The sequence below is a fragment of the Cereibacter sphaeroides 2.4.1 genome, from assembly GCF_000012905.2.
GTDB classification, from domain to species: domain Bacteria; phylum Pseudomonadota; class Alphaproteobacteria; order Rhodobacterales; family Rhodobacteraceae; genus Cereibacter_A; species Cereibacter_A sphaeroides.
This window is the reverse complement of the sequence record NC_007494.2, coordinates 393,004-414,938: the sequence shown is the minus strand read 5'-3', so window position 1 is coordinate 414,938 and position 21,935 is coordinate 393,004. Positions and strand designations below refer to the sequence as shown.

Annotated in this window: 19 protein-coding genes; 12 read left to right on the top strand and 7 right to left on the bottom strand. The window is 69.0% G+C overall.

Annotation, left to right across the window (positions count from 1 at the left end):
- Positions 1–3: 3 nt before the first annotated feature.
- Positions 4–1,029, top strand: a complete 1,026-nt coding sequence (locus tag RSP_RS17385; protein ID WP_160384144.1) for a homocysteine S-methyltransferase family protein — start codon at positions 4–6, stop codon at positions 1,027–1,029.
- Positions 1,026–3,752 (top strand): methionine synthase, encoded by a 2,727-nt coding sequence (metH, locus tag RSP_RS17380; protein ID WP_011339229.1) that lies wholly within the window; start codon positions 1,026–1,028, stop codon positions 3,750–3,752. The genes RSP_RS17385 and metH overlap by 4 nt, the downstream gene beginning before the upstream one ends.
- A 9-nt stretch (positions 3,753–3,761) precedes the next feature.
- Here the strand turns inward: metH and RSP_RS17375 are convergent, their stop codons facing one another.
- Positions 3,762–4,925 (bottom strand): AI-2E family transporter, encoded by a 1,164-nt coding sequence (locus RSP_RS17375; protein ID WP_023004202.1) that lies wholly within the window; start codon positions 4,923–4,925, stop codon positions 3,762–3,764.
- A 397-nt stretch (positions 4,926–5,322) separates the two neighbouring features.
- Here RSP_RS17375 and RSP_RS17370 point away from each other — a divergent pair, with 397 nt between their 5' ends.
- Complete coding sequence (locus RSP_RS17370) at positions 5,323–6,795, top strand: GGDEF domain-containing protein (protein ID WP_011339227.1); 1,473 nt, start codon at positions 5,323–5,325, stop codon at positions 6,793–6,795.
- Between the two features lie 6 nt (positions 6,796–6,801).
- Here RSP_RS17370 and RSP_RS17365 read toward each other — a convergent pair whose 3' ends face one another.
- Together RSP_RS17365 and bfr are read right to left on the bottom strand one after the other, a co-directional pair.
- On the bottom strand, positions 6,802–7,908 hold the full coding sequence (locus tag RSP_RS17365; protein WP_011339226.1) for a glycosyltransferase family 4 protein: 1,107 nt from the start codon (positions 7,906–7,908) through the stop codon (positions 6,802–6,804).
- A gap of 679 nt (positions 7,909–8,587) precedes the next feature.
- Entirely contained in the window at positions 8,588–9,085 is a 498-nt protein-coding gene (gene bfr / locus RSP_RS17360) for a bacterioferritin (protein WP_009561543.1), read from the bottom strand.
- 494 nt (positions 9,086–9,579) lie between these two features.
- On the opposite strand from bfr, the gene rarD reads away from it, so the two are divergent.
- On the top strand, positions 9,580–10,479 hold the full coding sequence (rarD, locus tag RSP_RS17355) for an EamA family transporter RarD (RefSeq protein WP_011339225.1): 900 nt from the start codon (positions 9,580–9,582) through the stop codon (positions 10,477–10,479).
- On the opposite strand, the gene RSP_RS17350 is transcribed toward rarD, so the two are convergent.
- Together RSP_RS17350 and RSP_RS17345 are read right to left on the bottom strand one after the other, a co-directional pair.
- The gene (locus RSP_RS17350; protein WP_011339224.1) at positions 10,476–10,913 is read right to left on the bottom strand and encodes an RrF2 family transcriptional regulator; all 438 of its coding nucleotides are present in this window, start codon (positions 10,911–10,913) and stop codon (positions 10,476–10,478) included. The two genes, rarD and RSP_RS17350, sit on opposite strands and share 4 nt — an antisense overlap.
- 147 nt (positions 10,914–11,060) lie before the next feature.
- Positions 11,061–11,774: a GntR family transcriptional regulator gene (locus tag RSP_RS17345; RefSeq protein ID WP_011339223.1), complete on the bottom strand. Its 714-nt coding sequence runs from the start codon at positions 11,772–11,774 to the stop codon at positions 11,061–11,063.
- 211 nt (positions 11,775–11,985) lie between these two features.
- Here RSP_RS17345 and RSP_RS17340 point away from each other — a divergent pair, with 211 nt between their 5' ends.
- From RSP_RS17340 to RSP_RS17305, 8 genes are all read left to right on the top strand, one after another.
- Positions 11,986–12,963, top strand: coding sequence for an ABC transporter ATP-binding protein (locus RSP_RS17340; RefSeq protein WP_011339222.1), 978 nt, complete (start codon positions 11,986–11,988; stop codon positions 12,961–12,963).
- Positions 12,964–12,988: 25 nt separating this feature from the next.
- Positions 12,989–14,254, top strand: coding sequence for an ABC transporter substrate-binding protein (locus RSP_RS17335; protein ID WP_011339221.1), 1,266 nt, complete (start codon positions 12,989–12,991; stop codon positions 14,252–14,254).
- A 232-nt stretch (positions 14,255–14,486) separates the two neighbouring features.
- Complete coding sequence (locus RSP_RS17330; RefSeq protein ID WP_009561538.1) at positions 14,487–15,350, top strand: ABC transporter permease; 864 nt, start codon at positions 14,487–14,489, stop codon at positions 15,348–15,350.
- 1 nt (position 15,351) lies between these two features.
- The gene (locus tag RSP_RS17325; protein ID WP_011339220.1) at positions 15,352–16,188 is read left to right on the top strand and encodes an ABC transporter permease; all 837 of its coding nucleotides are present in this window, start codon (positions 15,352–15,354) and stop codon (positions 16,186–16,188) included.
- The gene (locus RSP_RS17320) at positions 16,189–16,845 is read left to right on the top strand and encodes an aspartate/glutamate racemase family protein (RefSeq protein ID WP_017140360.1); all 657 of its coding nucleotides are present in this window, start codon (positions 16,189–16,191) and stop codon (positions 16,843–16,845) included.
- Positions 16,846–16,953: 108 nt separating this feature from the next.
- Complete coding sequence (locus tag RSP_RS17315; RefSeq protein ID WP_011339218.1) at positions 16,954–17,307, top strand: CidA/LrgA family protein; 354 nt, start codon at positions 16,954–16,956, stop codon at positions 17,305–17,307.
- Positions 17,300–18,016: an LrgB family protein gene (locus tag RSP_RS17310; RefSeq protein WP_011339217.1), complete on the top strand. Its 717-nt coding sequence runs from the start codon at positions 17,300–17,302 to the stop codon at positions 18,014–18,016. Before RSP_RS17315 ends, RSP_RS17310 begins: the two co-directional genes overlap by 8 nt.
- A 58-nt stretch (positions 18,017–18,074) precedes the next feature.
- Positions 18,075–18,539 (top strand): cupin domain-containing protein, encoded by a 465-nt coding sequence (locus RSP_RS17305; RefSeq protein ID WP_011339216.1) that lies wholly within the window; start codon positions 18,075–18,077, stop codon positions 18,537–18,539.
- A gap of 133 nt (positions 18,540–18,672) precedes the next feature.
- On the opposite strand, the gene RSP_RS17300 is transcribed toward RSP_RS17305, so the two are convergent.
- Together RSP_RS17300 and RSP_RS17295 are read right to left on the bottom strand one after the other, a co-directional pair.
- Positions 18,673–20,451, bottom strand: a complete 1,779-nt coding sequence (locus RSP_RS17300) for an SLC13 family permease (RefSeq protein ID WP_011339215.1) — start codon at positions 20,449–20,451, stop codon at positions 18,673–18,675.
- Positions 20,452–20,958: 507 nt separating this feature from the next.
- Entirely contained in the window at positions 20,959–21,687 is a 729-nt protein-coding gene (locus RSP_RS17295) for a DUF2306 domain-containing protein (protein WP_011339214.1), read from the bottom strand.
- Positions 21,688–21,935 lie beyond the last annotated feature (248 nt).

Sequence of the window (21,935 nt, the reverse complement as noted above, 5' to 3'; positions counted from 1 at the left end):
TCCATGCTGACCTTTTCCCTTCCGCCCTCCCGCGCCGTTCCGGCTCTCGAGGCCCTCGTGCGCCAACGCATCCTGATCCTCGACGGGGCGATGGGCACCCAGATCCAGGCGCTCGGGCTGAGCGAGGAGGATTATGCCGGCTGCGGCTGCCGCCACCACGCCGAGCGGCCGCAGAAGGGCAACAACGACCTCCTGATCCTGACCCAGCCGCAGGCCATCGAGGAGATCCATTTCCGCTATGCCATGGCGGGTGCCGACATTGTCGAGACCAACACCTTCTCGGCCACCACCATCGCGCAGGCCGATTACGGGATGGAGAGCGCGGTCGAGGATCTGAACCGCGAGGGGGCGCGGATCGTGCGGCGCGCGCTCGATCGGGCGACGGCGCTCGACGGGCGGCCGCGCTTCGTGGCGGGCGCGGTGGGGCCCACCAACCGCACCGCCTCGATCAGCCCCGACGTCAACGATCCGGGCTACCGCGCTGTGAGCTTCGACGATCTGCGCATGGCCTACGGCACGCAGGTGCGGGCGCTGATCGCGGGCGGCGCGGATCTCATCCTGATCGAGACGATCTTCGACACGCTGAATGCGAAGGCCGCGATCTTCGCCTGTTTCGAGGCCTTCGCCGAGGCCGGCCGCCGGCTGCCGCTGATGATCTCGGGCACGATCACCGACGCGTCGGGCCGCACGCTCTCGGGCCAGACGCCGACCGCCTTCTGGCATTCGGTGCGCCATGCGCGGCCCTTCACGGTGGGGCTGAACTGTGCGCTCGGAGCCGCGGCCATGCGGCCCCATCTGGCCGAGCTTGCGGGTGTGGCCGATGCCGCGATCTGCGCCTATCCGAACGCGGGCCTGCCCAACGCCTTCGGCCAGTATGACGAGGGCCCGGACGAGACGGCGGCGCAGGTCGCCCGCTTCGCCCGCGAAGGGCTCGTCAATGTCGTGGGCGGCTGCTGCGGCACCACGCCCGACCATGTCCGCGCCATCGCCTGCGCGGTGGCCGATCTTCCGCCAAGGACCCTCGTATGACCCGTTACCTTCGTCTCTCGGGCCTCGAGCCCTTCGTCCTCACGCCCGACATCCCCTTCGTCAACGTGGGCGAGCGGACGAACGTCACGGGCTCCGCTCGCTTCCGCAAGCTCATCACCAACCGCGACTATGCGGCGGCGCTCGAGGTCGCGCGCGATCAGGTGCAGAACGGCGCGCAGATCCTCGACGTGAACATGGACGAGGGGCTGATCGACTCGAAGGCCGCCATGGTCGAATTCCTCAACCTGATCGCGTCCGAGCCCGACATCGCGCGGGTGCCGCTGATGATCGACAGCTCGAAATGGGAGGTGATCGAGGCCGGACTGAAATGCGTGCAGGGCAAGCCCGTGGTCAATTCGATCAGCCTGAAGGAGGGCGAGGAGTCGTTCCGGCGGCAGGCGGGCCTCTGCCTCGCCTACGGGGCCGCGGTCGTGGTCATGGCCTTCGACGAGGAGGGGCAGGCCGACAGTTTCGCCCGCAAGACCACGATCTGCGCCCGGGCCTACCGCATCCTCGTCGAGGAGGTGGGCTTCCCGCCCGAGGACATCATCTTCGACCCGAACGTCTTCGCCGTGGCCACGGGCATCGAGGAGCACGACAATTACGGCGTCGACTTCATCGAGGCCGCGCGCTGGATCCGGGCGAACCTGCCCCATGCCCATGTCTCGGGCGGCGTGTCGAACCTCTCCTTCAGCTTCCGCGGCAACGAGCCCGTGCGCGAGGCGATGCATGCGGTCTTCCTCTACCATGCGATCCGGGCCGGGATGGACATGGGGATCGTGAATGCGGGCCAGCTTGCGGTCTACGACCAGATCGATCCCGACCTGCGCGAGGCCTGCGAGGATGTGGTGCTGAACCGCAAGCCGAAGCAGGGCGGCACCGCGACCGAGCGGCTCTTGGCTCTGGCCGAGCGGTTCCGGGGCGGCGCGCGCGAGGAGAAGACGCGCGATCTGGCCTGGCGCGGCTGGCCGGTCGAGAAGCGGCTCGAACATGCGCTGGTCAACGGCATCACCGAATTCATCGAGGCCGACACCGAAGAGGCCCGGCAGGCGGCCGAGCGGCCGCTCCATGTGATCGAGGGCCCGCTGATGGCGGGGATGAACGTGGTGGGCGACCTCTTCGGCGCGGGAAAGATGTTCCTGCCGCAGGTGGTGAAGTCGGCCCGGGTGATGAAGCAGGCCGTGGCCGTGCTCCTGCCCTACATGGAGGAGGAGAAACGTCTCGGCGGCGGCGAGGGCCGCGAGGCGGCGGGCAAGGTGCTGATGGCCACGGTGAAGGGCGATGTGCATGACATCGGCAAGAACATCGTGGGCGTGGTTCTCGCCTGCAACAATTACGAGATCATCGATCTGGGCGTGATGGTGCCGCCGGCGAAGATCCTCGAGGTGGCGCGGGCCGAGAAGGTGGATGCGATCGGCCTCTCGGGCCTCATCACGCCCTCGCTCGACGAGATGGTGACGGTGGCGGCCGAGATGGAACGGGAAGGGTTCGACATCCCGCTGCTGATCGGCGGGGCCACTACCTCGAAGGTGCATACGGCGGTGAAGATCGCCCCCTCCTATTGCAGGGGCCCCGCGGTCTATGTCACCGATGCAAGCCGCGCGGTGGGGGTGGTGGGCCAGCTTCTGAGCGCCGAGCGCAAGGGCGCCTATGTCGAGGGGCTGCGCGCCGACTATGCCGAGGTGGCCGAGCGCCACGCCCGGTCGGAACGCGCCAAGCAGCGCCTGCCGCTGGCGGCGGCGCGGGCCAATGCGCTGAAGCTCGACTGGGCCGCGCACCGGCCGGTGCGGCCGAGCTTCACCGGCAGCCGGACCGTCGACGGCTGGGATCTGGCCGAGATCGCGCGCTACATCGACTGGACGATGTTCTTCCAGACCTGGGAGTTGAAGGGGGTCTATCCGCGCATCCTCGAGGATCCGGCGCAGGGCGAGGCCGCCCGCGCGCTCTTTGCCGATGCGCAGGAGATGCTCGCGCGCATCGTGGCGGAACGCTGGTTCACGCCGCGTGCGGTGGTGGGCTTCTGGCCCGCCAATGCGGTGGGCGACGACATCCGCCTCTATGCCGACGAGACGCGGCAGGCCGAGCTCGCCACCTTCTTCACCCTCCGCCAGCAGGTCACGAAGCGCGAAGGGCGGCCCAATCTCGCCCTGTCGGATTTCGTGGCGCCCGAAGGCGCGGGGCCCGACTGGGTCGGCGGGTTCGTGGTGACGGCCGGCCCCGAGGAGGCCTCCATCGCCGAGCGGTTCGACCGGGCGAACGACAATTACTCCGCCATCATGGTCAAGGCGCTGGCCGACCGCTTCGCCGAGGCCATGGCCGAGAGGCTGCACGAGAGGGTGCGCCGCGAGCTCTGGGGCTACGCCCCTGACGAGTCCTTCACGCCCGATGCGCTTCATGCCGAGCCCTACCGCGGCATCCGGCCCGCGCCGGGCTACCCGGCCCAGCCCGACCATACCGAGAAGGTCACGCTCTTCCGCCTGCTCGACGCGACCGCGGCCACGGGGGTGGAACTGACCGAGAGCATGGCCATGTGGCCGGGCTCGTCGGTCTCTGGCCTCTATATCGGCCATCCCGACGCCTATTACTTCGGCCTCGCGCGGGTCGAGCGCGATCAGGCCGAGGATTATGCCCGTCGCAAGGGCATGGAACTGGCCGAGGTCGAGCGCTGGCTCGCCCCGGTCATGGCGGGCCGGGTCGACACACCCTCTTCGCGGGCCGCCTGAGGGGCGGGCTCACAGGCCCACCCGCCGCGAGGCCACTGTCTCTGTCTCGGGCTCGGCCCGGGGCGGGGCGGCCGGGCGTTCGGGATGCATGGGCGCGGCCAGCCCCTCGCGCGACAGAAGCACCGCGATGGGCCGCAGCGCCTCGGTCTCGGCGCAGACGATCATCAGCCCGACCATGATCGGCACCGAGAGAAACATCCCCGGGATCCCCCAGATCGCGCCCCAGAAGGCGAGGCTGATGATGATCCCGAAGGACGAGAGCTGCAGCGCACGGCCCATCAGCATCGGGTCGAGGATGTTGCCGCAGATGAACTGGATCACGCCCACCAGCGCCAGAACCGACAGCGCCGTGCTCACATCGACCGTCTGGACGAAGGTCACCAGCACGATGAGAAGCGTGGCCACGATCGAGCCGAGGCTCGGGATGAAGTTCAGGATGAAGGTGAGCATCCCCAGCGGCGCTGCAAGATCCAGCCCGAAGGCCATCGCCACGCCCCAGACGAGCAGGCCGGTGATCGCCGAGACCAGCGTCTTGACCAGCAGGTACCGGTTCACCCGGTGCATGATCGAGCTCACGATCTCCTCGACCCGGCGGGCGCGGTCGGGGTTGCCGAACAGGTTCAGAAGCTTGACGGGGAACCAGACCCGCTCGGCGAAGAGGAAGCCCACGAACAGGATGACGAGCACCGTGGCCTGCATCAGCGTGCCCGCCTGAGCGGCGAGGGTGCGCAGATAGCCCGAGATCTCGACGGCCCGGAGCGAGGAGAGCACCGCCTCCTCGGCGTCCTTGCCGAGCCAGGAGAAGATCGCGGCCACGGCGGCCGGGGCCTGCTCGCTGTAGCTGAGCGCCGTCAGGAGCACCGTGTTGACCTGCGAGACGATCACCGCGGCCAGCGACAGAAGCACGATGGCCAGCAGGAGCAGCGCGAGGCTGCTCGCCAGCCAGTTCGGGATCTTGACCGGCCCGAAGCGGACGCGCGCGACGAGCGCGATGGCGTCCGAGGTCAGGCTGAAGAGGATCACCGAGACGGCGAGGGAGATCAGGATGAACTGCGCCTGCACGAGCAGGGCCAGCACCACGGCGAAGGCGATGATGACGAGAGCGCCGGTCTGGACGCGCGCTGCGAAGGAGCGGTCCTTGGACGGGCTGGGCGGGGGATGGGCATCGGGCATGGAAGGTCCGTAAGAGGGAGGCAGGGATACAATGGCGGGCCGGTGCCTGCGCGGCAACCGCCGATGGCGCCGCCGCGGCACTCCCGTGCGGGGCTGTCGCAGCCCGGGACCTGCCAGCTCCTGCCCGGGACGCAAGGCCCGCGGGCTCCTCGCCACTGCGGGCGAGGCTCTGCAACCGGGGGCTCCGGCCATAACCGGGTCGCTTGCGCACCGCGGCCGGCGGCTTCTCCCGGCGCCGAAAAAACCTGCAGATGGTGCAGCAGGCGTTGCTTTCCTCAGGCGACGCCGGCCCCGCGCGCCGTGCCGCGCAGGCAGCGAGGTTCCATTTGCGGGCTCTCCTCGCTCCCGTGTATGAGTCGCGATTGTCGGTTCAAGAATCCCTCAAGAGGCGCATGGCATGACCGCTACGACGAGGCCGATCGAAGAGGCTGCCTTCGATCTCGCCCCGATCTCGATGTGGATCGAGGATTTCAGCGGCGTCCGGGCCCTGTTCGACCAGTGGCGCGCCGAGGGCGTGACCGACATCCGGGCCTTCCTCGAGGCCGACCTGTCGCGTGTCGCCGCCTGTTCGCGGAGCATCAAGGTTCTCAGGGTGAATGCCCGCACGCTCGCCCTCTACGAGGCGCGCGATCTCGCCCATCTGACGGAGAACCTCGAACGGGTCTTTCGCGACGACATGCTCCAGAGCCATGTGAACGAGCTGTCGCAGCTCTGGGCGGGCGAGCAGACCTTCTCCAGCCTCGCGGTCAACTATACACTGGGCGGGCGCCGGCTCGACATCCAGCTGCGCGGGGCGGTGCTGCCCGGATCCGAACAGAGCCTCGATCGGATCCTCCTGACCTGCGAGGATGTGACCGCCCGCGAAGAGGCGCGCAGGCTCGAACGCGCGAGCCGGCGCTACGCCGAGGGCATCTTCGAATATTCGCCGACCTCGCTCTGGGTCGAGGATTTCAGCCAGATCCGCCAGCTTCTCGAAAATCTGCGCGCGCGCGGGATCGTGGATCTGCGGGTCTTCACCGACGTCCACCCCGAGTTCGTCCGGCAATGCATGGGCGAGATCCGGGTGATCGACGTGAACCAGGCCACGCTCGACATGTTCTGCGCCCCCGACAAGCGCACGCTTCTCAGCCATCTGCGCGACATCTTCCGCGACAGCATGGAGCCGCATTTCCGCGAGCAGCTGATCGAGCTCTGGAACCATCACTATTACCACAGCCGCGAGGTGGTGAATTACGCGCTCGACGGCAGCGAACGGGCGGTCATCATGCATTTCGCCGTTCTGCCCGGGCACGAGCACGACTGGTCGCTGGTTCAGGTGGCGCTGACCGACATCACGGCCCGCAAGAAGGCCGAGGCCTACCTCGCCTATCTCGGCAAGCACGATGTGCTGACGGGGGTGAACAACCGGGCCTTCTACATCGACGAGCTGAACCGGCTCGAGCGGCAGGGGGTGCGGCCGGTCTCCATCGTGATGCTGGATCTGAACGGACTGAAGGGCGTGAACGACGCGCTCGGCCATGACGCGGGCGACCAGCTGCTCCGGCGGCTGGGCGAAGTGCTGAAGGAGGCGGCGGCCGAGACGAACCATCCCGCCCGCATCGGGGGCGACGAATTCGCGGTGGTCATGCCGCGGTCGAGCGAGGCGATGGCGCAGGCGATGGTCGACACGATCAAGCGGCTCCTCACGGTGAACAACCGCTTCCATTTCATGGCCCCGCTCTCGGTCTCGATCGGCCATGCGACGAGCCAGCCCAACGAGACGATGGAGGCCACGATCAAGCGGGCCGACCGGCACATGTATGAGGAAAAGCGCAAGTTCTACGCCGAAGCCGACCGGCGCGGAGCGCAGGCCAGCCGGACGGCAAGCTAGGGGGCCTCAGCCGCCCCGGGGCCGCCGGACCCAGTGGCCCGGGCCCTGTGCCTGCGCCGGCGGGCGGCTTACATCCGTCAGAAGCCGCGCGAGATCGGCGGTGTAGCGCTCCATTCCGTAGCGCTCCTCCATCAGATGCCGCGCTGCACGGCCCAGCCGCGCGCGGAGGTCGGCATTTTCGAGCAGACGCAGGATCGCCGAGCGCAGCGCGGCCGGGTCGCCCGGCGGCACGAGCAGGCAGGTCTCGCCGTCGCGGAAGAAATCGGCCGGAGCCCCGGTGCGCGTCACGATCAGGGCCTTGCCCATGGCCATGGCCTCCATCGCCACCGCATAGCCGCTGGCATGAACCACATCCTGCAGCGGCAGCACCACCATGGCGGCGGCGGCATAGAGCGCGCGCAGCGCCGGCATCGAGCCCGCACTGCCCATCGTGCAGGTCTCGGGCACGGCGAGCTTCGTGGCCTCGCCGATCCAGCTCGACCCGGAGGCGATGCGGAAGCGCGCCGGCACGTCCTTCATCACCGCGATGAGCGTGGGATAATCGCGCTGTGCGGCACCCGCGCTCAGGATCATCGGCGGATCGGCCTCGGGCTCGGGCTCGGGCGCGAAGAAGCGGGTGTCGATCGGCACGCAGAGCGTGTGGCAGCGGCTGGCCGGCAGGCCGAACTCGGCGATCAGCCGCGCCCGGATCGGCTCGGACAGCGGCAGGAAGCGGGTGGCCGCATCGTAGCGCGCGGCGAGCGCCCAGAGCCGGAACTTGCGGTTGATGAGGTAGTGTCCGTGCACCCCCACGAGCAGCCGGGTCCGCTTGCCGCGGAGCCGCAGGGCCAGCGCCACCGGCACGCCGATGTCCTCGGCCACGCAGAAGATCGCGTCGAACCGGTCGGCCGCCTCGGCCACCGCTTCGGCCGGGGCGAAGCGGTCGCCCAGCGTGCGGCGGAGGAAGGCCCGGCCCTCGGGCGCCGAATCCCGGGTGAAGATCGTGGCGCCGAGGCTCTGAAGGTGGGTGAAGTCGAGCCGGGGATTATCGCCCCGGTCGATCCGGGTCCGGGTGTCCGGAGGGACGGAGCCGCTGACGACGACGGCAAGGCGGGACAGTTCCGATCTGGTCATGCCTGAAAGAACCCCTGGGTGCAGGGTCATCCGGCGGCACGCGTCAGGGCGGTGGAGGCAGGCACTCCGGATCCGACATTCGGGACGAAACGTCCCGCGGGCCGGTCACGTCGTCAGTCTCCCTCGTGCCGTCCCGCGCTTCCGCGGTCCTGCGATACGCTCGGCGACAGTGCTCCCGCGGCCGCGCTTCGGCAAGCGACGCGAGGAGGCAACGGTCGAAACGGACAGGAGGCCGCGGGTCGGTTCGAAGCCGCTGCCTGCTTTTCGGGCAGCGATGCAAGGGCGCGCCGACCGCCGCGTCAGGCGCGCGGGACGTCGTGGCATTCCATCAGGGGAGAAGGACCGGAGGAACCGGAGCCGCGGCCGAACGGCCGCAAGGAACCCCAGCCTGCGGCCTGATCCGCGCACCGCATTTCCCGGCCGTTCCGCCGCGAGGGCGGGCAGGGCGCCGGAGACGCACGACGTCGTCGGCATGTCGGACAGGGGATTGGGTCTGGACGGATACGCCTCCCGGCCAGAGGGCCGCCAGCGGCCTCTGGACGGCTGTCCCGAGGGCTAGCGGGCCGCGACCGTGGAGCAGAGACCCTGTCCCACGCCTGCGATCTCAGCGCCGCCGCGCCGGACGGTCCGACGGAAGGGGCTCCCGGCCGCCGCGTCGCTCGCGGCGGCCGGCCGTCGGTCAGTGGTCGCCGCTCTCGGCCTTGTCGGCCGACTTCGCGTTGAGCATCCCGTAATTCTGCACGCCGATGCTCTCCATCAGCTCGAGCTGCGTCTCGAGGAAGTCGATATGGCCCTCTTCGTCCGCGATCAGCGACTCGAACAGGTCCTTCGAGACATAGTCGCGCACGCTTTCGCAATGATCCCGCGCCTCGATATAGAGGGTGCGCGCGTCATGTTCGGCGGCGAGGTCGGCTTCGAGCGTCTCCTTGAGGGTCTGGCCGATCCGCAGCGGGTCGAGCGCCTGCAGGTTCGGATGCCCCTCGAGGAAGATGATCCGGGCGATCAGCCGGTCGGCGTGGTGCATCTCCTCGATGCTCTCGGCGCGGGATTTGTCGGCGATCGCGCCGAAGCCCCAGTCCTCCTGCAGGCGGTAGTGCAGCCAATACTGGCTGACGGCTGTCAACTCCGACCGCAGCGCCTTGTTGAGATAGTCGATAACCTTGTCGTCGCCCTTCATGTCCGTCCTTTCCTGTCGCCTTCGAGCCGTTCTGCCCCTGCCCGCAGAAGCAGGCGGCAGGAGCCGGCGCGGCGGGCGGCTGCCCGCCCATGATACGTTCGGCGGAGGCCCGGAGCCCGTCCGCCTGTCCTGTCAGCGGCGGACGGCACCTGCGCCCGTTGCCCGGAACGGCCCGGCCGTCGCCCAGCCCCTGACCCTTCGGCGCCGGCCGAGTCGCAGGCGCCGCGGATCATGATGGGCGGCGGTGCGAGGGAATGCAATATTTTCTATGAAAATCATATGATTGACGTTTTCAGTCGGTTTTGGGGTGCGGCGATGGGCGCTCGGACCCTCCCGTGCCGGGCGCCCGGACGGTCCGCGCAGGCCTTCAGCGCTCCTGCGGCGTGCGGCCGCGCGGCGATCCATCAGCAAACGCGATGGGAGACCGCACGAGAAGGGATTGGCGCCCGGCCGCGGGCTCCTGTAAGGCGGACGGACTCTCCGAGGATGATCCGATGGCCGACGCAACCCTTCCCCGCAACGAAGACAGCCCGCGCGGCATGGCCTTTGCCCTGTCGGCCTATCTCATCTGGGGCTTCCTGCCGGTCTACATGAAGGCGCTGTCGCATATCCCGGCCTACGAGGTGGTGGCGCACCGGGTGATCTGGTCGGTGCCCGTCGCGCTCGCCGTCCTCGTCGCGCTCGGGCGGACGCAGGATCTGCGCGCGGCGCTGCGCTCGCCGCGGATGCTTCTGATGGCGGCGGCGACGGCCGCGCTCATCTCGGTCAACTGGGGGATCTATGTCTGGGCCATCGGCGCGGGACACGCGCTCGACACGGCGCTCGGCTATTACATCAACCCGCTGTTCAGCGTCTTTCTCGGCGCGGTGCTGCTGGGCGAGCGGCTGAACCGGCTGCAGCTGGTGGCCATCGTGCTCGCGGTGGCGGCGGTCGTCGTGCTGACGGTCGAGGCGGGGCGGCTGCCCATCGTGGCCATCTCGCTGATGCTGACCTGGGGCTGCTACGCCTATCTCAAGAAGTCGCTGCCGATCGGGCCGAACCAGGGGTTCCTGCTCGAGGTGCTGCTTCTGCTGCCGCCGGCGCTCGGCGTGCTGATCTGGGTGGAAGGGTCGGGGCAGGGGCATTTCCTGCACGGAAGCCTCCCCGATCAGGCGCTTCTCCTCGGCACGGGCGTCGTCACGGCGGTGCCGCTGATGCTCTACGCAAACGGCGCGAAGCTCCTGAAGCTCTCGACCATCGGCTTCCTGCAATATGTGGCGCCGACCCTGATCTTCCTGACGGCGGTCTTCGTCTTCGGCGAGCCCTTCGGGCGGGCCGAGGCCATTGCCTTCCCGATGATCTGGGTGGCGCTGGTGATCTTCACGGTGGCGCTGGTGCGCGCCACCCGGCGCTAGGCCTCGAGCGGGTCCTCGAGCCCGAACTGGGTCGGCGCCATCATCACGTCGGCGATGGTGAATTCGTCGAGCGTGTCCATGAAGGACGAGACCGCCTTGGCGAGGATCGGCGGCAGGCGGCACGGGCGGCTGATGCAGCAGGCATTGCCCTGCTGGAAACATTCGACCAGCGCGAAATCGGTTTCGGTGGCGCGCAGCACTTCGCCCAACCGGATCTCGCTCGCCGGGCGGGCGAGGCGGAAGCCGCCGGTGCGCCCGCGCGTGCCCTGCAGGAAGCCCGCGTGGATGAGGTTCATCACCACCTTCTTCAGGTGCCCCTGCGAGATGCCGTAGATCGAGGCGGTCTCGCCGATGGTCACAAGCCGGCCGTCCTCGATGCTCGCCGCATAGAGCAGGACGCGCAGGGCATAGTCACTGAACTTGGTCAATCGCATCTTGCACTCCGGGGGAAGACTGGATGCCCCTTTTGGGCAGGCAAGCCGGAAACGTCCTTGATCGCAATCAAAAAACGGAATGAGTGACGGGCCGGGCGCATGTGCCGCAGGGGCGGCACGGGGCGGGCACATGTGCCGCAGGGGCGATCAGATCCGGTCGAGCGCCTCGCGCAGCGACCGGGCGGGCGGCGCGGGATTGCGCAGGTCGAGCGATGAGACGAGATCCAGGAGGTGGCCCTTCATCATCTCCTCGGCGCGGGCCCCGTCGCCGTCGGCCAGCGCCCGCAGGAGCGCATGGTGGGCGTGGCTTTCGCAGAGCGCGGTGCGGCGCTGCCAGTAGAGCGCGATGATGAGCGAGGATCGCGCGACGAGCTGGGCCACGAAGTCGCGGATCGTGTCCTGATCGGCGATGACCGCGACCTCGATGTGGAACTGGCCCGAGAGGCGCAGGGCGCGCCCCGGATCGCCCGCATCGAGCGCGGCATGTTCCTCGTCGATATGACGCTGCAGCCGGGCGATGTCCGCGGCCGTGGCCCGTTCCGCGGCCGAGCGGGCGGTGCGCGGCTCGAGCAGGGCGCGGGCCTCGAACACCTCGCGCGCCTCGCGCACCGAAGGCTGGGCCACGAAGGCGCCGCGGTTGCGCCGCAGCGTCACCAGCCGCTCGTGCGCAAGCTGCTGCAGCGCCGCGCGCACCAGCGTCCGGCTCACCCCGAAGATCTCGCCCAGCTCGTCTTCCGCGAGTTTCGTGCCGGGCTGGATCCGGTGCTCGTGGATCGCAAGCGCGAGACGGCCCGCCACCGTGTCGTTGCCCCCGCCCGCAAGCGCCGCCGCGTCCTCTGTCATGCTGCCTCGCATCTCCATGGCCGATTCCTCGCCTCAGGCCGCGGGAGGAGCAAGGGGAGCCGCTGCTTCGGACAGATATGTATACAATCCTGCATCGGATCATGGTCCCGAGCGGCGGGGAGGGCCTGAATTTCAGGCAGTGGAAGAATCCCGCGGGCCGGCTCCCGCTGCAGGATTGCCGCAGGCGGCCGGGCTGCGTCAGCCTCGGGACAGCAGCGACGGGGATGCCATGCGGACCGGACACGATCTCGAACTCGTGCATGTGACGAAGCGCTACGGCGGCTCGGCCGTAGCGGTCGCGGATGTGAGCCACCTTTTCGTGGGGGGCAGTTACGTCTGCCTCCTCGGGCCCTCGGGCTGCGGCAAATCCTCGACCCTGCGGATGATCGCGGGCCACGAGACGGTGAGCGAGGGCTCGATCCTCCTGTCGGGCAAGGATGTGACGCGGCTGCCGCCCGCGCGCCGCGGCACGGCGATGATGTTTCAGAGCTACGCGCTCTTTCCGCATCTGTCGGTGACGGACAATGTGGCCTTCTCGCTGAAGATGAAGGGGGTGGAGGCCGCCCAGCGCCGGGCGAAGGCGGCCGAGATGCTCGAGCTCGTCGACATGGGCCGCTATGCGGACAGGCTGCCCGCGCAGCTCTCGGGCGGCCAGCAGCAGCGCGTGGCGCTGGCGCGCGCGCTCATCACCGGGCCGCAGGTGCTGCTGCTCGACGAGCCCTTGTCGGCGCTGGATCCGTTCCTCCGCATCCGGATGCGGGCTGAGCTGAAGCGGCTTCAGCGCGAGCTCGGGATCTCCTTCATCCATGTCACCCACGGGCAGGACGAGGCGCTGGCCTTGGCCGACGAGATCGTGGTGATGAACAACGCCAAGATCGAGCAGGCGGGCCCCGCGCGCGACGTCTTCAACGCGCCCCGCACCGAGTTCGTGGCCCGCTTCATGGGCGGGCACAATGTGGTGGCGCTGCCGCAGGGCCGCTTCGCGCTGCGCTGCGACGAGATCCGTCTCGACCCGGCCGGGCAGGAGGCCGTGGTGCAGGCGGTGGAATATCAGGGCGCGCATGTGGCGCTGACCCTGCGGGCCGCCGGAGATCAGGAGCTCGTGGCCCTGATCCCCGAGGCGACCTTCTTCGAGCAACCGAAAAACCCGGGCGAGTCCGTGCACCTCGCCTGGGACGAGGGGCGGATGCACCGCCTTCAGGCCTGATCCAGTCCAACAGAGGGATGATCCCATGAAGAAGAACCATTACAGCCGCCGGACGCTGCTCAAGGGCGCGGCGGCCGCGGGCCTGGCCTCGGCCTTTCCCGCACCGATGATCTGGGCGCAGGACATCAAGGACATCACGCTGCGCCAGTTCGGCACCGGCGTGTCGAACCTCAACGAGGTGGCGCAGAAGGTGAAGGAGGATCTGGGCTTCACCCTCACCATGACCGCGCTCGACAGCGACGCGGTGACCCAGCGCGCGGCGACCCAGCCCGACAGTTTCGACATCGCCGACATCGAATACTGGATCTGCAAGAAGGTCTGGCCGACGGGCAACCTGCAGGCGATGGATACGTCGAAGATCAAGAATTACGACAAGATCGTGGGCATCTTCCGCTCGGGCAAGCTCACGCCCGAGAGCACCATCGCGCAGGGCACCGCGCCGCATACCGTGGGCTTCACCTCCGGTCCCGGCGGCACGGATTTCGTGCAGGAAGAGTCGGGCTGGATGACGCTCATCCCCACGATCTACAATGCCGACACGCTGGGCATCCGCCCCGACCTGATCGGCCGCCCGATCGAAAGCTGGACCGAGCTTCTGAACCCCGAGTTCAAGGGCAAGGCCTCGATCCTCGACATCTCCTCCATCGGCATCATGGATGCGGCCATGGTCTGCGAGGCGATGGGCGAGATCACCTACGGCGACAAGGGCAACATGACCCGCGAAGAGATCGACCGCACCATGGCGATCTTCACCGAGGCCAAGAAGGCGGGCCAGTTCCGCGCCTTCTGGAAGACCTTCGACGAGAGCGTGAACCTGATGGCCTCGGGCGAGGTGGTGATCCAGTCGATGTGGTCGCCCGCCATCACGGCGGTGAAGTCGCGCGGCATTCCCTGCGTCTACCAGCCGCTCAGGGAAGGCTACCGCTCGTGGGGCGGCGGCATCGGCCTGTCGGCGCGGCTCGACGGTCTCGCGCTGGAGGCAGCCTACGAATATATCAACTGGTATCTCTCGGGCTGGGTCGGCGGCTTCCTCATGCGGCAGGGCTATTATTCCGCCGTGCCCGAGACCTCGAAGGAGTTCATGTCCGAGAACGAATGGGGCTACTGGTTCGAGGGCAAGCCCGCCACCGACACGATCACCAACCCGCAGGGTCAGGCCATGGCGCAGGCGGGCGAGGTGCGCGACGGCGGCTCGTTCGAGGAGCGCATGGGCCGCGTCGCCTGCTGGAACTCGGTGATGGACGAGAACCAGTACATGGTCCGCAAGTGGAACGAGTTCATCGCGGCCTGATCCCGGACGGGCTCGGGCGGTGCGCCGCCCGTGCCCGCGTCGATGCGGCTGCCGCTTTTCAGATCTGACGTGAACAAGATACCGTAAGTATCTTGTAAGATTAGAAAATGAGTTGCCTGCCAGCCATTCGGTAACAGCCGCGATCCGACCGGACCTGCCGCGCAGACCTCACTGGCCACCGGCCCCTGGCCTTTCCCGCGAGGGGAAGGGCCGCCCGCCTCCCGGAGGAAAGATGGAGCGCATTCTGAAATCGCCGAACGTGACGGGCTGGCTTCTGGCCGCGCCGCTGACGCTGGTGCTGGCGGCCTTCCTCGTTCTGCCGATCGTGATGATCGTGATCGTGAGCTTCTGGACGGCCACCGAATTCTCGATCGTCCCGGCCTTCTCCTGGGAGAATTACGAGTTCCTGTTCGGCTCGGAGGTCACCTACCGGGTGTTCCTCAATACCTTCAAATATGCCGCGATCACCTGGGCGGTGACGCTGGTGCTGGGCTTCACCGTCGCCTATTTCCTCGCCTTCCATGTCCGCAGCCAGACCTGGCAGACGGCGCTGTTCCTGCTCTGCACCATCCCGTTCTGGACCTCGAACATCATCCGCATGATCTCGTGGATCCCGTTCCTCGGTCGCAACGGCATCGCCAATTCGACGCTGATCTCGTGGGGGGTGATCGACGCGCCGCTGGAGTGGCTGCTCTTCTCGGACTTCTCGGTGATCCTGGCCTTCGTGCATCTCTACACGCTGTTCATGGTGGTGCCGATCTTCAACACCATGATGCGGATCGACCGGAGCCTCCTCGAGGCGGCCAGCGACGCCGGGGCCTCGGGCTTCCAGACGCTCTGGAACGTGATCCTGCCCCTGACCAAGCCCGGCATCATGATCGGCTCGATCTTCGTCATCACCCTCGTCATGGGCGACTTCATCACCGTGCGCTTCATGTCGGGCTCGCAGGCGGCGAATGTGGGCCGGCTGATCTCGAACGACATCGCGCTGCTGCAATATCCCTCGGCTTCGGCCACGGCGGTGGTGCTGCTCGCGACCGTGCTTCTCACCATCGGCATCCTGCTGCGCCTCGTCGATATCCGGAAGGAGCTCTGAGATGGAGCCGCGTCCGCGCTCGTTCTACATCCTCGCCGCCGTCTTCGGCCTGTTCCTCCTGTTCCTCTACGGGCCCACGATCACCATCGCGATCCTCTCCTTCCAGGGCCCGGAGGGCGGGCTCACCTTCCCCATGCGCGGCGTCTCGCTGCACTGGTTCCGCGATCTCTTCCAGGAGCAGGCGGTGGGCGACATCTGGGGCGCCTTCGGCCGGTCGCTCCTGCTGGGCCTTCTCGTCATGGTCACGACCGTCACCGTGTCGGTGATGGGGGGCCTCGCCTTCCGCAAGAGGTTCGCAGGCTCGGCCCTCCTGTTCCAGCTCGTTGTGGCCAGCCTCGTGATCCCCTCGATCCTCGTCTCGCTCGGAGTGGGGCTCATCTTCTCGCAGGCGGGCCTGCCGGTGCACTGGGCGAGTTCGGGCTTCGGCGCGCAGCTCACCTGGACGCTGCCCTTCGGCCTTCTCATCATGTTCGCCGTCTTCAACCGCTTCAATCCCGCCTACGAAGAGGCCGCGCGCGATCAGGGGGCCAGCGCCTGGCAGACGATCCGCCATGTGGTGCTGCCGATCATCGCGCCGTCGCTGATCGGGGTGGCCCTGTTCGGCTTCACGCTCTCCTACGACGAATTCGCCCGGACGCTGCTGACCGCGGGCAGCTACAACACGCTGCCGCTCGAGATCTACGGCATGACCACCAATGTGACGACGCCGGTGATCTTCGCGCTCGGCACGCTGACCACGGTCTTCTCCTTCGCGGTGATCGGGGTGTTCCTCGTCACCGTCTGGGTGCTCGGGCGCAGGCGCGCGCGGGCCGGGTCGGATGCGGGCAAGGGGGTCTGAGTGCGGCTTCTCTACATCAATCCCAATTCCACCGCGACGATGACCGAGGCCGTGGTCGAGGCCGCCCGCGCGGCCGCCCCGGGGCACGAGATCCTGGGCTGGACCAATGCCGACGGTCCGCCGGCGATCCAGGGCCCCGAGGACGGCGCGGCGGCAGTGGCGGGCATCCTGCGGCTTCTGCCCGAGGCCCGCGCCGCGGGGGCCGAGGCCATCGTGCTCGCTTGTTTCGACGACACCGGCCTCGCGGAGGTGCGCGCCGCGGCCTCGTGCCCGGTGCTCGGGATCGGGCAGGCGGCCTTCCATCTGGCAGCGCTTCTGGGCCACCGCTTCTCGGTCGTGACGACCCTGCCCGTGTCGGTGCCGGTGATCGAGGAGAACCTCCGCGGCTACGGGCTGATGGGGCAGTGCGGGCGGGTCCGCGCCTCGGGCCTCGCGGTGCTCGAGGTCGAGGCGGCGGCGCCCCCGACGCTCGCACGGCTCGCGGCCGAGATCGCGGCCGCCGAGGCCGAGGACGGGGTGACGGCGGCGGTGCTGGGCTGCGCGGGCATGGCGCCCCTCGTCCGGCCGCTGGCAGCGCATACCGGCCTCAGGCTCATCGACGGGGTGGCCGCCGCCGCGCATCTCGCCCCGGCCGTGGTCTCCGCGGCCCGCGGCTGACTGCGGCCTCCGGCCGTTCACAGGCGCGCGCGTGGCAGGGATTGGGCGTGACGGCCGCAGGCATTCGCGATATTGGTCCGTTATGTTGACCAATTCCGGGGCCTGCCCATGATCTCTCATCTGACGCTCCTCCTGCTCCTGCAACTCGCAGGCGAGGCTCTGGCCCGAGGCGCGGCACTTCCCGTGCCGGGGCCGATCCTCGGGCTTCTGATGCTGCTCGCGCTCTTTGCGGCGCGTCAGGGGCTGGCCGAGCGGCTTCGTCCCACCAATGCCGCGATCCTGTCGTACATGTCGCTCCTGTTCGTGCCGGCTGGGGTGGGGATCGTGGGCCATCTCGGGCTGCTCGCCGACGAGGCGGTGCCGCTTCTGGTGACGCTGGTCGCGAGCACGGTTCTCGCGCTTCTGGCCGCGGCCGTGGCCTTCGCCGCCGTGGCCCGGCTGACGGGGCCGCGCGATGCGTGACGTCACCGAGATCTGGAGCTATCTGGCCCACGGCCCGCTCCTCTGGCTCGCCCTGACCCTCGCGGCCTTCGTTGCGGGCAGTTTCCTCTTCGAGCGGGCGGGCCGCCGGGCCTGGGCCAATCCGGTGCTGATCGCGGTGGCGCTGGTGGCGGCGGCGCTGGAACTCACCGGCACCAGCTACGCCACCTATTTCGAGGGCGCGCAGTTCGTGCATTTCATGCTGGGGCCGGTGACGGTGGCGCTGGCCACGCCTCTCTGGGACAATCGCGCCGCGGTGCGCCGGTCGCTCCTGCCGATGGCGGCGGCGCTTGCGGCGGGTCTCACCGCGGCGCTCGGCAGCGTCGTGCTGATCGGCCGGGCCATGGGCCTGCCCGCGGGCACCATCCTGTCGATGCTGCCCAAGTCGGCCACCGCGCCGGTGGCCATCGGCGTCTCGGAAGGGATCGGCGGCTCGCCCACCCTGACGGCGGTGCTCGTGATCCTGACCGGCATCGTGGGCGCGGTGCTGGCGCCGCCGCTGCTGGCGCTCCTGCGCATCCGCGACCCGCGGGCCCGCGGCTTCGCTGTGGGCCTTGCCGCCCACGGGATCGGCACGGCGCAGATGATGCTGACGGACGCGCGGGCGGGGGCCTTCGCCGGGATCGGACTCGGCGTCGGAGCGGTGACCACAGCCCTCGTGGCGCCCCTCGTGGCCCACTGGCTGTTCTGATCGGAGCCAGGGCCGCGTCCCGCGCGTTGTCACCCGACACCATCAGAGGGAGACGCCCATGCACCGCGAGACCCTGAAGCTCCTCATGGCGGGGTGGAGCCACCCGACACTGCCGGTGATCCTGCACCGCGGGCTCCTGCCGCCCGACCCCGACGAGGCCGAGGCGCAGGTCGCCCGTCACGGCTGGCGGGCGCTCTGGCGCGACGGCGTATTCGACTACGACCATTTCCACAGCAACGCCTTCGAGGCTCTGGGCGTGCTCTCGGGGCGGGCGCGGCTGCGCCTCGGCGGCCCCGAGGGCCAGCCGGTCGATGTGACGCCGGGCGACCTCCTGATCCTGCCGCCCGGAACGGGGCACGCGCGGATGGAAGCGTCGGAGGATTTCCTCCTGTTCGGGGCCTATCCCGCGGGGCAGGAGGAGTGGGACATCTGCCGCGCCCCGGCCGATCCGGTCACGGCCGAGCGCATCGCCGCCGTGCCGCGCCCTGCGACCGATGCAGCCGGTGCCCCCTGGGAGGAGTGAGCGGATCGGGCGCCGCCGCCGGATGGGTCTGCACGGGTGGCGGACGGGCAGAGGGCGGCAGGCCGCCTCGAGGCGGGCTCGCCGGGCCCTCCGCGGACCCGGACCCATGTGCCGCCGGAGCGGGCAGGGTCCGTCAGAGGCCGTAGACCAGCGGGATCACGATGGCCGCGGCCACGCCCATAAGCACGTTGAGCGGCACGCCGATGCGGAGGAAGTCTCCGAACGTGTAGCCGCCCGGCCCATAGACCAGCAGGTTGCACTGATAACCGATGGGGGTGGCGAAGCCGAACGAGGCGCCCATCATCACGGCCACCAGAATCGGCCGCGGATCGACGCCGAGCCGCTGGGCAAGCTCGATGGCCACGGGTGTCACCACCACCGCCACCGCATTGTTGGACAGAAGCTCGGTCAGCAGCGAGGTGAGCGCGAAGACGCAGAAGATCAGAAGCCACGCCGGCAGATCCGCAAGCCACGGCTCGGCCCAGCCCACGATCAGCTCGACCGCGCCGGAATGATCGAGGCCCGCACCCACCGCGATCATCCCGAACAGCATCGCCATCAGCCGCCCGTCGATCGAGGCGAAGGCCTCCTCGCTGTCGATGCAGCGCGTGACGAGCACCACGGTCACGCCCATGAAGGCGAGGATCTCGATCGGGGCCACGTCGAAGGACGAGAGCAGGATGATCGCCGCCAGCACCGCCACCGCGATGGGCGCGCGGCGCCGCCGGAAGGGACGCTCCTGCGGGTGGGAGAGGTCGGTCAGATCCATCTCCTGCGCGAGGCGGCGGATGTCGTCCATCGCGCCTTCGAGCAGCAGCGTGTCGCCCACCGCCACCACCACATCGTCCATCTGCCGCCCGAGGTTGCGGTTGCGGCGATGGACAGCCAGCGGATAGACGCCGTAGCGCCGCCTGAGCCGGAGATCGCCCAGCGACCGGCCGATCAGCCGGCAGCCGGGGGTGATGAGCACCTCGACCGTCTGGGTCTGGACCGACGCCAGCCGGTTCACGAGCTGGAGGTGGCGATGATCCTGCAGGGTCAGGATCTCTCCCATCGGCGAGCGCAGCACCACCCGGTCGCCCGCGGCCAGCTCTACCGTCGCCAGTGCGCGGCGGAGCGAGCTGTCGCCGCGCAGCACATCGATCACCTGCACGTCGCTGCGCCGGAAGATCTCGACCTGCTCCAGCGTCTTGCCGATCAGGGGCGAGCCCTCGGGCACCGCGACCTCGGTGAAGAACTTCATCCGCCGCTTGCCCGTCAGCATCCCGGCCATCGAGCTGCGCGCGGGAAGGAGCTTCGGCCCGAGGAAGGCCAGATAGAGCATCCCCACGATGGCGAGCGGCAGGCCCACGGGGGTGATCTCGAAGATCCCGAAGGGGTCGAGGCCGTTCGCGCGCGCCACGCCATCGACGACGAGGTTCGTCGAGGTTCCGATCAGCGTGACGGTGCCCCCCATGATCGACAGATAGGAGAGCGGGATGAGGAGCTTCGACGGCGCGATCCGCATCTCGGCGGCCAGCTGGATGAAGACGGGCAGGAAGACCACGACGATGGGCGTGTTGTTGACGACCGCCGACATGGCGACGATGCCCACGCAGAGCACCGCGACCGTGGTTCTGGGGCGCAGGCCCACATGCTGCGTGGCCAGCCGCGTGATCCAGTCGAGCGCGCCTGTCCGCACGAGGGCGCCCACGATCACGAACATGGCGGCGATGGTCCAGGGCGCCGCATTGGACAGGACGTCGAGCACCTCCTCCTGCGGCAGAAGCCCCAGAAGCACCATCGCCGTCGCGCCGACGATGGCCGTGACCTCGACGGGCAGGATCTCGAGCACGAAGAACACGAGCATCGCAAGGATGACGGCGATCGCCGCCCAGGGCGCCTGCACGGGATCGAGAGGGAGTGAGAGCATGAAGGCCTCGGCTAGGGTCGCACGCCTCGTCCCGACCCTTCGGCGCCTCCCGGATCTTGCGGAGCGGAGGCCAGAGGACGGCGTCAGCGCAGAGAAATCTCCCGCCGCGCGGCTTTAGGCAACAGGATTCTTCGCGCTTCGGCTGCGGCCGGGCTAATGTTGCCGCGGACGGGCGGCTCGAGGTGCGCGGGATGGCGGGTGGTGGAACGCCGACCTCTTCCGGAGGTGCCCGTTCCGCCGCCGGCCGGGTGGCAGGAGAGCGTTCGGGGGTGCCGGGAGACCCACCGACAGCTCCTCATCAATCACATGATGATTGCCGAGCAGTGCTTTGATTTCGCAATCAAAGGCGCGAATTGCATCTTGTCGACGGGGTGAGCGTTCATCTGCCGCGTCCTCAGTCTCGACCCGAGAAGGCAGCGGGATCCGTGGCGCCTGCCTCCCCTGCGGGGATGAGGTGCCCTGTGGCGTGGCGATGTGCGTTCGGACCGGCACCCGTCGCGGCCCCCATCACGCGCGCCGGGCGGTGAGCGCGGCCGATCTTCTCCACGGTCGCCAGAGTCGGCGCAGGATCTCGAAGAGCAGGAGATAGGGCAGGTAGAAGGCGAAGACCTGCACGCGGTCGAAGGTGCCGCTGAAATCGTCGGCCGTGGCGAGGCCTCCCGTCGTGGCATGCCAGAGCCCGTAGTGCATCCGGTAGATCCAGGAGCCGAGCGCGAGGATCACGAGCCGGCCGGCCCAGGCGCGGTGCGCGGGGTCGCGGCTGCGGGCGAGGGTGACCGTCCGCGCCGCCGTCAGCATGAGGAGGAGGCCGTAGAGGCCGAAGCCCACGCTCATCCATGGCCCGCCGACCGTGCCCTGCCCGAGGATGTAGAGGAGCCCGCCTGCTCCCGTGGCGAGCGCGAGGCCGGCCACGGCATAGCCCAGTCCCCGGTGGATCGAGGGCCATCTCCGGCGCACGACCCCCAGAAGCTGGAGCGGCGCGAGCAGGGTGAGCAGCCCGCCCAGCACCATGTGGCCGTAGATGGCGAGGGTCGCGACCCGGGCCTCGGGGTGGAAGAGTCGCGAGCTTGCCTGCTCGGCGGCCTCGCCCATCCGGAGGCCGCGGCTCACCGAATGGTCGACGAACCACCAGACGCCCAGCAGGAGGAGGGACACGAAGAGCAGGGAAAGGAGAGACTGCAGGACTCGCACAGGCACCTCGCACGCAGGCCCCGGCACGGGGCTCTGCCCGGACATCTAGGCGCCTGCCGCAAGCCGGCCAGAGGCAAACGGCGCGTCGGCCACCCCGACGGCTGGTCGCGCGTCAGGCTCGCTGCTTCCGACGCTCGGGACCGCACACGGGCCGGCGGCCGCAGGAGGCGCATCGGCCAGCGGGACGAGGGCTGGTCGTGCCGCTGTCGAAGCTCTGGATCGCATGGAAGCTCGCGGCCGGAGAAGGCGCAGGGACCCCTGCCACCGCGCCTGCCGCTGGCCAAGGCAGCGGC

Coding starts and splice junctions, on each gene's coding strand:
- RSP_RS17330 (WP_009561538.1), top strand. CDS start 14,487: ATGGAGCGCATTCTGAAATCGCCGAACGTGACGGGCTGGCTTCTGGCC.
- RSP_RS17340 (WP_011339222.1), top strand. CDS start 11,986: ATGCGGACCGGACACGATCTCGAACTCGTGCATGTGACGAAGCGCTAC.
- RSP_RS17350 (WP_011339224.1), bottom strand. CDS start 10,913: ATGCGATTGACCAAGTTCAGTGACTATGCCCTGCGCGTCCTGCTCTAT.
- RSP_RS17385 (WP_160384144.1), top strand. CDS start 4: ATGCTGACCTTTTCCCTTCCGCCCTCCCGCGCCGTTCCGGCTCTCGAG.
- RSP_RS17365 (WP_011339226.1), bottom strand. CDS start 7,908: ATGACCAGATCGGAACTGTCCCGCCTTGCCGTCGTCGTCAGCGGCTCC.
- RSP_RS17300 (WP_011339215.1), bottom strand. CDS start 20,451: ATGCTCTCACTCCCTCTCGATCCCGTGCAGGCGCCCTGGGCGGCGATC.
- RSP_RS17325 (WP_011339220.1), top strand. CDS start 15,352: ATGGAGCCGCGTCCGCGCTCGTTCTACATCCTCGCCGCCGTCTTCGGC.
- RSP_RS17315 (WP_011339218.1), top strand. CDS start 16,954: ATGATCTCTCATCTGACGCTCCTCCTGCTCCTGCAACTCGCAGGCGAG.
- RSP_RS17310 (WP_011339217.1), top strand. CDS start 17,300: ATGCGTGACGTCACCGAGATCTGGAGCTATCTGGCCCACGGCCCGCTC.
- metH (WP_011339229.1), top strand. CDS start 1,026: ATGACCCGTTACCTTCGTCTCTCGGGCCTCGAGCCCTTCGTCCTCACG.
- bfr (WP_009561543.1), bottom strand. CDS start 9,085: ATGAAGGGCGACGACAAGGTTATCGACTATCTCAACAAGGCGCTGCGG.
- RSP_RS17370 (WP_011339227.1), top strand. CDS start 5,323: ATGACCGCTACGACGAGGCCGATCGAAGAGGCTGCCTTCGATCTCGCC.
- RSP_RS17305 (WP_011339216.1), top strand. CDS start 18,075: ATGCACCGCGAGACCCTGAAGCTCCTCATGGCGGGGTGGAGCCACCCG.
- RSP_RS17375 (WP_023004202.1), bottom strand. CDS start 4,925: ATGCCCGATGCCCATCCCCCGCCCAGCCCGTCCAAGGACCGCTCCTTC.
- RSP_RS17295 (WP_011339214.1), bottom strand. CDS start 21,687: ATGTCCGGGCAGAGCCCCGTGCCGGGGCCTGCGTGCGAGGTGCCTGTG.
- RSP_RS17335 (WP_011339221.1), top strand. CDS start 12,989: ATGAAGAAGAACCATTACAGCCGCCGGACGCTGCTCAAGGGCGCGGCG.
- rarD (WP_011339225.1), top strand. CDS start 9,580: ATGGCCGACGCAACCCTTCCCCGCAACGAAGACAGCCCGCGCGGCATG.
- RSP_RS17345 (WP_011339223.1), bottom strand. CDS start 11,774: ATGGAGATGCGAGGCAGCATGACAGAGGACGCGGCGGCGCTTGCGGGC.